This window comes from Pseudoalteromonas sp. SR45-5, assembly GCF_014163565.1.
GTDB lineage: Bacteria > Pseudomonadota > Gammaproteobacteria > Enterobacterales > Alteromonadaceae > Pseudoalteromonas > Pseudoalteromonas distincta.
This window is the reverse complement of sequence record NZ_JACJDN010000963.1, coordinates 1-950: the sequence shown is the minus strand read 5'-3', so window position 1 is coordinate 950 and position 950 is coordinate 1. Positions and strand designations below refer to the sequence as shown.

The window sequence follows — 950 nt, the reverse complement described above, 5'->3', positions numbered from 1 at the left end:
TAAAGGAAGCTTAAAAGCCTTATCCATTATTATGGCTAATATAAAAAAAATCCCAAAATGGGCGACTTTATCAACATGAGGGAATAAATTTACAACGCCACCTTTTATTTCTTTAGCAAATAAAAAGGTGAAAGCCACTATGCTGATTAAAAAAACTGCTTGATAAACACGCCTTGTCACGACAAATCCTAAAATCGCTTAAAAAAGAGGCGCAAGTATATCAAACTAATTTAGTATCGCACCTGAACAAGATGCAGAAAAATGTAAAGATTTATAATTTTAGCGTTATAATTGCCACATAAAATTAAGATTAAATAGTTAGGAGTATACTAATGCCTTCATTTGATATTGTATCTGAAGTAGAAATGAACGAAGCTAAAAATGCGGTTGATAACGCAAACCGTGAACTAGAGACTCGCTTTGATTTTAGGGGCGTTGATGCATCTATTGAGCTAAACGATAAAACAATTAAGCTTAAAGCAGAAGCTGACTCTCAAGTTATGCAGTTGTTCGATATTTTAGCGGGAAAAATTTCAAAGCGCGGTATGGATGTAGCTAGTTTAGAACTTCAAGATATTAGCCGTGCAGGAAAAAATGTATTTCGTAACGTTGGGTTAAAACAAGGTATCGAAAAAGACATGGCCAAAAAAGTGGTTAAAGCCATTAAAGATTCAAAAGTTAAAGTACAAGCCGCTATTCAAGGCGAAGAAGTGCGTGTGACAGGTAAAAAGCGTGACGATCTTCAAGAGGCAATGCAGGTAGTACGCAGTGCCGATTTAGGTCAGCCTTTTCAGTTTAAAAACTTTCGCGACTAATTTATAAACTGTTTTTAATAAAAATGCTTTAATTTGTCTATATTTGCAGACAGATTAAAGCTACTTAATTTTTTACAACTTTCCCACCTTATCCTCTCGTAGTTCTGCATGTATTAATCCACCTTTTGATATTTA

General features: G+C 34.3%; 1 protein-coding gene and 1 pseudogene. One reads left to right on the top strand and one right to left on the bottom strand.

What is annotated here, in order from left to right; genetic code table 11:
• Positions 1-180 (bottom strand): annotated as a pseudogene (locus H5072_RS20970) (hypothetical protein); the annotation flags it as partial.
• Positions 181-332: 152 nt separating this feature from the next.
• Here H5072_RS20970 and H5072_RS20380 point away from each other — a divergent pair.
• Positions 333-815, top strand: coding sequence for a YajQ family cyclic di-GMP-binding protein (locus tag H5072_RS20380; protein WP_002958753.1), 483 nt, complete (start codon positions 333-335; stop codon positions 813-815).
• Positions 816-950 lie beyond the last annotated feature (135 nt).